The sequence below is a fragment of the Tabrizicola sp. genome (genome assembly GCF_041911175.1).
In the GTDB taxonomy this organism is placed as follows: Bacteria; Pseudomonadota; Alphaproteobacteria; order Rhodobacterales; family Rhodobacteraceae; genus Tabrizicola.
The window spans coordinates 1-6,589 of record NZ_JAYRPN010000012.1 but is presented as its reverse complement, the minus strand read 5'-3'; the positions used below and the strand labels follow the sequence as shown (position 1 = coordinate 6,589).

Here is a 6,589-nt window from a genome sequence, read left to right as displayed (position 1 = left end):
TCGACCAGCGCGTCGACGATCACGTTGTCGATGCCGGAGGTCCAGATGCCCTGGAAGGGCACGCCAGCCGCGATGATGTCGTTGATCTGCTGCTTGCCCTGGTCCTGCTGCCAGCCGGTGAAGACCTCCTGCGCGACGGTGATGTCGGGATATTCGGCCATCGCGCGCTTGAAGCCCTTGTCGCGGTCATTGTCCGCGCCCGCACCCGCAGCACCGCGCATGTAGACGACGGCGCCCTTGCCGCCCATCGTCTCGAACAGCCACTTGGCGCCCAGATAGGCGTATTCCTCCTGGTTGTTCGACAGGATATAGGCCGAAGGCTCGGTCACGGCCTGGTCGACGGCGACCACGACGATGCCCTTGTCGGTGGCTTCCTTGATCGCGGCATTGATGCCGTCGGCATTCGCCGGGTTGACCACGATGGCCTGCACCCCGGCCTGGATCAGGTTGCGGATGTCTTCCAGCTGGCCCGCCGCATCGGTGTTGCGGTGCGCGATGTTCAGGCTTTCCACCTTGCCCGAGGCCAGCGCCTCGGCCTTCATCGCGCAGACCATCTCTTCGCGCCAGCCATTGCCCTGCACGGTGTTCGAGATGCCGATCTTGTAGCCTTCGGCGGCGGCCATCCCGGCCAGGCCGAGGGTCAGCGCGGTTCCAAGAAGCAGTCTTTTCATCGTGATCCTCCCAGATCGTTGGTTGTCGTTGGTCTACTTGACGTAGGGTCGCAGGATGTCGCGCGCCAGGGCGAAGCCGCGTTTGATTTTCTCGTCGCTGCCTTCGAAGGTGCGGTCCTCGTGTTCGATGATGATGGGGCCATCGTAGCCGGCGCGATAGAGGGTGGCGAAGAAATCCTGCCAGTCAACCTCGCCCAGGCCCGGCATCCGCGGAATCTGCCAGCCGATCCCGGCGGACATTATGCCGTTTTCATACAGCCCGTCACGGTCGATCATCAGGTCCTTGGCATGGACATGCACCATGCGCGATCCGAATTCGCGCACGAAGCGGTTGGCGTCGATCATCTGCCAGACAAGATGCGAGGGGTCGTAGTTCATGCCCACCGCCTCGCCCCAGGTGTCGAAGATGCGGCGCCAGATGCGCGGCGCGTAAGCGATGTTATGTCCACCCGGCCATTCGTCGTGGCTGAAGATCATCGGGCAGTTCTCGAAGGCGAGCGTCACGCCGCTGGCCTTCGCATGGGCGACGATGGGCGTGAAGATTTCGGTCGCGCGGGTCCAGTTCTGGTCGACGGTCAGGCTGCGGTCGCCGCCGATGAAGGTGTTGACGACCCTGACGCCCATCAGGCTGGCGGCGGTGATCACCTTCTTCAGATGGGTGATGACGGCCTCGCGGTGGGCGGCGTCGGCATGGAGCGGATTGGGGTAGTAGCCGAGGCCCGAGACGGCAAGGCCCTTGGCCCTCAGCCTCCCCATGATCTCGGACCCGCGCGCCGGGGTCATGTCCTCGATGGGCAGATGCGCGGTCCCGGCGTAGCGGCGCTTTTCGCCGCCCGCCTGCGGCCAGCAGGCGATTTCCAGCGCTTCGAACCCCGCGCTGGCGGCGTAACCGGCGACCTGTTCGAGCGGCGTATCGGCGAAAGGCGCGGTGAGGATGCCAAGCTGCATGTCTGTCTCCCTATCCCACCGTCGCCCAGGTTCCGCTGGCGGCGCTGGACAGGACCGCATCGCAAAAGAGCATTTCGTAATGGCCGTCGTCGAATGTGGCCCAGGTGGAGTCCGGCCCCCGCCCGCCGCGCGAAACATCACGGTAGACCTGGGTGAAGAAGGCGGCCCAGGTGTCGGCGAAACCCTCGGGGTGGCCACCGGGCATGAAGGCCGCCGCCGCCCCGGTCGGGTTCATCAAGGACGGGTCGCGGAGGAGGATCTGGTTCGGGCCTTCGCGGTGGCCGATCCACAGGTCCTCGGGGTGTTCGGCGGACCAGGCGGCCGAGGCTTTCGCGCCGGAAATATCCCAGCTGAGCAATCCCCGGCGACCGTGGCTGACCTGGCTGGTCGACATCATCCCCCGCCCGCCGTTGCCGTAGCGCAGCAGGATGGTGGCGGCGTCGTCGGTCTCGATCTTCCGCGTCTCGGTGGCGCCTTTCGAGGTGGTGAAGGTCTCCACCGGGCCGAGGGGTTTCTGGCGTTCCTTGATGAAGGTCGCCAGTTCGGCGATCACCGCCACGGGCTTTTGCCCGGTGATGAAGTTCGTCAGGTCCACCCAATGCGTGCCGATGTCGCTGACCGACCGCAGCGGCCCGCCCTCCTCGGCCTCCAGCCGCCAGTTCCAGTCGGTTTCCTTGGCCAGCCAGTCCTGATGGAAATGCCCGGTGATCAGGCGCAGATCACCCAGCTCCCCGGCCTTCATCATGCCGTGGGCGTGCTGGTTCAGCGGGTAGAAACGGGTGTTGTAGCAGACCGCCGCCACCTTGCCGCTGGCCCGCGCCATCGCCACCATCTCCGCCGACTGGGCCGAGGTCATCGCCAGCGGCTTTTCGCAGATCACATGCTTTCCGGCGGCAAGGATGGCCTTCACCTGCCCGTAGTGCGCGACGTTGGGCGAGGTGACATGGACCACCTGCACCGCCTTGTCCGCAAGCAGGTCCTCCAGCGAGCCATAGGCCTTCGCCACCCCCAGCGCCTTTGCCCGTTCCGCGCCGCGAGAAGCGCTGGAGCCAAGGACGCCCACGATGGGGATGCCCAGTCGGCGCAGGGTGGACAGGTGGACCGAGCCGATGAAGCCGGTGCCGATGACGGCAGCGCCGATCTGGGAAAGCTCAGGCAACGGAATACCCCCCGTCAATGGCAAGGCAGGTGCCGGTCATGAACCCGGCGGCTTGGGACGCAAGGAAGAGGACCGGCCCGGCGATATCCTCGGGCTGGCCCCAGCGGCCCATCGGCGTGCGCAGGTTCACCGCCGCCACATGCGCCGGGTCGGTGCGGCTGCGGGCGGATTGCTGGGTGACGATGAAGCCGGGGGCGACGGCGTTTACCCTGATGCCATCCCCCGCCCAGGCAATCGCCAGCGACTTGGTCAGCTGCGCGACGGCGGCCTTCGAGGCGCCATAGGCCGGGTTCCTCGGGCTGCCGAACATCGCATACATCGAGGCGATGTTGATCAACGCCCCCTTGGTGGCCTTCAGATGGGTATGGAACGCCTCGGCCATGCGGAAGGTGCCATGCAGGTTCACGTTCACCACATGGGCGAAAAAGTCGGGCGCCATCTCCTCGCCCCGTGCGGTGATGGCGGCGCAGTTGACCAGGACGTCCAGCCTGTCGTGCCGCGCGGCGAAGTCCTTCACCGCCGCGCCGTCGGTCACGTCCAGCTGGGTATAGCCGAAACGCCCCGCATCCTCGGGCGCAGGTTCCGGCTCGGCCCCGGTGATTTCGACCGACGCGCCGGCCTCTTGGAAGGCCCGCGCAATCGCCGCCCCGATCCCGGCGCGGCTGGCCCCGACCACCACGACATCCGCCCCGGCAAAGTCGAACCGGCTGTGCATCATGACGCCCTCCCCCGGCCATCCTTGGCCAAACGACGAGTCGATGCAACGGAGTTTTCATTTTTCCGATTTTGAGTGATCTCAACCGAACCCAGCCTGCGCCCCAACCCGACGATCATCGCCTGCGCCACGACCAGTGCGGGCACCTGGCTGCGGAAATGGCCCAGCCGCGCCTCGTTCACATACAGCACATGGCTCGCCAGCCCCGCGACCGGGGAAAGCGCATTGTCGGTGATCACCAGCACCCGGTTGCCCCGCGCATGGGCCAGACGCACCACCTCCACCGTCTCGGGCGTGTAGTCGTCGAAGGTCATGGCGAGGAGCGTATCCCCCGGCCCCATCGCCGCCACCTGCATCGCCCGCATCGCGCCGATGTTGTCGATGAGCTGTGCCCGCCGCCCGATGCTGCCGAAGCCGTAGACCGTATAGGCCCCCAGCCCGAACGCCCCCCGCGCAGCGGCGACATGCACCACGTCCGTCGCCGCCAGCACCTCGACACAAGCCGCCAACTGGTCGCGGTCCAGCGCTTCCTCGATCCGCAAGAGCGACTGCACGGCGGCCTGCACGAAGCTGCCGAAGACCACTCCCGGCTGGTCCAGATCGCTGTCCCCCGCCCCTGAGATGCGCTCGGCATAGGGCAGGCGGGGCCCCAGAAGCCGTTCGCGGAACACCAGTTGCAGGTCGGAAAAGCCCTGGAATCCCAGCTCCTTGGCAAAGCGAGTGATCGTCGCGGGCGGCACGGCGGCAAGGTCGGCCAGGTGGACGAGAGTGGAGACCGCCACCTCCTCGGGGTGGTTCAGGAAGAACTGCGCCACCTGCGCCAGCCGCTTCGACAGACGGCCCGACCGGGCGACCAGCGCCGCGCGCAAGGCTTCGAAATCCCGGGGGGGCAGGTCCGCCATCAGATCGCCCCCGCGACTTTCTGTTCAAGGTCGAGGATGGCGCCGGTCATGGGTACCGAGGCGTCAGACAGAAGAAATGCCGCCAGCCGGGCACATTCCTCGGCGGTGACCAGCCGCCCCAGGGGCTCTGCCGCAGCGGCGGCGGCCATCCAGTCCGGGCCGTGACCCATCCCGGCATGTTTCAATATCTCGGTCTCGGTCGCCACCCAGCCCAGGTTGATTCCGGTCACGCGGATGCGGTCGGCCATATGGGCATGGGCGGCATTGCGGGTCAGCGTCGCCATTGCCGCCTTCGTGGCGGAATAGATCGCCAGCTCGGGAAGCCCGCAGTAGGCGTTCATCGACAGGATGTTGACGATGGCCCCGGGCGCCCGGCGACGGCGCATGTCGGCGATGGCCGCCTGCATCAGCAAGAACCCGGCGCGGGCGTTGACATCGAACAGCTCGTCCCAGATCTCGACCGTGCCGGTCTCGAACGATCCGCGCGTGGTCAGGCCTGCCGCGTTCACCAGCCCGTCGATCCGGCCGAAGCGGCTGGTGGCAGCGGCGGCGATGGCTGAGGCGGCGGCGGGATCGGAAAGGTCGGCGGCGATCGTCTCGACCGGGGTTGTCGTCGTCAGATCCGACCCGAGGCGGGCAAGGCCGGGGGCGTTGCGGTCGGTGAGGACCAGCCCGCCGACACCTTCGGCAGACAGGACGCGGGCGATGGCGGCGCCGATGCCGCTGGCTGCCCCGGTGACCACCACCACCTGCCGCGCGAGCTGAAGATCCATGCCGACTCCGCGCCTGGCTGTCCTGTTGGCCCCCATCGTGACGCGCGACCCGCCGTCAGGGAAGCCCCTTCCGGCGGTCTGGGGCGGAAATCGGATCGAGGGGGAACAATGCCGGGGCTTGCCGGTTTTCCCTGCCTAGCCAGCTGACATGAGGAGATGAACGATGGCGAACCAGAACCCGAACCAGCAGAACCCGCAGCAGGGCCAGCAACAGCAGGGTCAGCCGGGGCAGAAGCGGCCGGACATGGATCAGGACCGGCAGAAGCAGCAGCAGGGCGAGGCCCAGCCGGGCCAGCAGAAGGGCCAGCAGGACCGCGACCAGAAGGGTCCGCAGCAGCGCTGAGCGGCGATCCTGTCCACGGTGGACATTTTCTGATTATCACATGAAATCAGAAAGATGATCGTGGGCGTTAGGATTTTCTCAACTTCTGAAACGCGCCGAAACTGGCAAGCCCGGCCCCCTTTGGCCGGGCTTATCGCGCCCGCTTGTCGTCAGGACGGGCGGTGTTCCCGGCCTACTGCCAGGGGGCCGGGCGCTTTTCCAGGAAGGCGCGGATGCCGACTCGTGCCTCGGGGCCTTCCCAGGCGTCGGCGAGGCGGCGGATGCTGTCCTCGATTACCGCATCGTCGATCCGCGGCCCCAACGCACGGGCCAGCGCCTTGGCCTGCCCCACCGCGAGGGGCGCGCAGGAGAGGTAGGGGGCGACCTCGGCCTCGACGGCGACGTCGAGCGCCTCGCCAGTCACCACGCGGGCGACGAGGCCCAGGGTTTCCGCCTCGACGGCGTCGAAGATACGGGCGGACATGAAGACGCGGCGGGCATGGCCCTCGCCCATCCGGGCCAGGACATAGGGGCCGATGGTCGCGGGGATGATCCCGAGCCGGGTTTCGGAGAAGCAGAACCTGGTGCCCTCTGCCGCAATCGCCACGTCGCAGACGCAGGCCATGCCGACCCCGCCGCCGAAGGCCCCGCCGTGCAGCCGCCCGATCAGCGGTTTCGGCAGTTCGTTCAGCGCGCGCAGCATCTGGGCCAGCTTCCGCGCCTCGCGCAGGCGCTGGGGGCGGTCGGCGTCGATCTGCGCCGCCATCCAGTCAAGGTCGCCCCCGGCGCAGAAGACTGGCCCCGCACCAGCAAGGACGACGACGCGGACGGTCGGGTCGGTGCCAAGGGCCTGCGCCGCCTCGGTCAGCTCGGCGCTCATCTGCGGCGACAGCACGTTGCGGCGGTCTGGGGTGTTGAGCGTGAGCCAGGTCACCCCGCGCGGATCGGTGCGGAGGTCGAGCGTCTGCCAGGTCATGCGGGGCTCCTCAGGCTTTGCGCGAAGCGGGCGGCTTCGGCCAGGCGGTCGGGGTCAAGGCCGGTGGCGAAGCCTTCCGAATGCAGGAAGGCGACAACGGCCTCGGTCGCGACATTGCCCTTC

8 protein-coding genes are annotated in these 6,589 nt (G+C 67.6%); 1 reads left to right on the top strand and 7 read right to left on the bottom strand.

Annotation, left to right across the window (positions count from 1 at the left end; genetic code table 11):
- The 6 genes from ACE3P6_RS01245 to ACE3P6_RS01220 form a co-directional block, all read right to left on the bottom strand.
- A partial coding sequence (locus ACE3P6_RS01245; protein ID WP_374391156.1) for a substrate-binding domain-containing protein occupies positions 1 to 671 on the bottom strand: 671 nt, incomplete at its 3' end.
- Positions 672 to 704: 33 nt separating this feature from the next.
- Positions 705 to 1,619, bottom strand: coding sequence for a sugar phosphate isomerase/epimerase family protein (locus tag ACE3P6_RS01240; RefSeq protein WP_374391155.1), 915 nt, complete (start codon positions 1,617 to 1,619; stop codon positions 705 to 707).
- Between the two features lie 10 nt (positions 1,620 to 1,629).
- Positions 1,630 to 2,778 (bottom strand): Gfo/Idh/MocA family protein, encoded by a 1,149-nt coding sequence (locus ACE3P6_RS01235; RefSeq protein WP_374391154.1) that lies wholly within the window; start codon positions 2,776 to 2,778, stop codon positions 1,630 to 1,632.
- Positions 2,771 to 3,496: an SDR family NAD(P)-dependent oxidoreductase gene (locus ACE3P6_RS01230; protein ID WP_374391153.1), complete on the bottom strand. Its 726-nt coding sequence runs from the start codon at positions 3,494 to 3,496 to the stop codon at positions 2,771 to 2,773. The genes ACE3P6_RS01235 and ACE3P6_RS01230 overlap by 8 nt, the downstream gene beginning before the upstream one ends.
- Entirely contained in the window at positions 3,493 to 4,395 is a 903-nt protein-coding gene (locus ACE3P6_RS01225) for a MurR/RpiR family transcriptional regulator (protein ID WP_374391152.1), read from the bottom strand. Before ACE3P6_RS01225 ends, ACE3P6_RS01230 begins: the two co-directional genes overlap by 4 nt.
- A complete protein-coding gene (locus ACE3P6_RS01220; RefSeq protein ID WP_374391151.1) occupies positions 4,395 to 5,168 on the bottom strand; it encodes an oxidoreductase in 774 nt (257 codons plus the stop codon). The genes ACE3P6_RS01225 and ACE3P6_RS01220 overlap by 1 nt, the downstream gene beginning before the upstream one ends.
- Before the next feature lie 163 nt (positions 5,169 to 5,331).
- On the opposite strand from ACE3P6_RS01220, the gene ACE3P6_RS01215 reads away from it, so the two are divergent.
- Positions 5,332 to 5,511: a hypothetical protein gene (locus tag ACE3P6_RS01215; RefSeq protein ID WP_374376217.1), complete on the top strand. Its 180-nt coding sequence runs from the start codon at positions 5,332 to 5,334 to the stop codon at positions 5,509 to 5,511.
- Positions 5,512 to 5,683: 172 nt separating this feature from the next.
- Here the strand turns inward: ACE3P6_RS01215 and ACE3P6_RS01210 are convergent, their stop codons facing one another.
- The gene (locus tag ACE3P6_RS01210; protein WP_374391150.1) at positions 5,684 to 6,466 is read right to left on the bottom strand and encodes a crotonase/enoyl-CoA hydratase family protein; all 783 of its coding nucleotides are present in this window, start codon (positions 6,464 to 6,466) and stop codon (positions 5,684 to 5,686) included.
- Between the last annotated feature and the right edge of the window lie 123 nt (positions 6,467 to 6,589).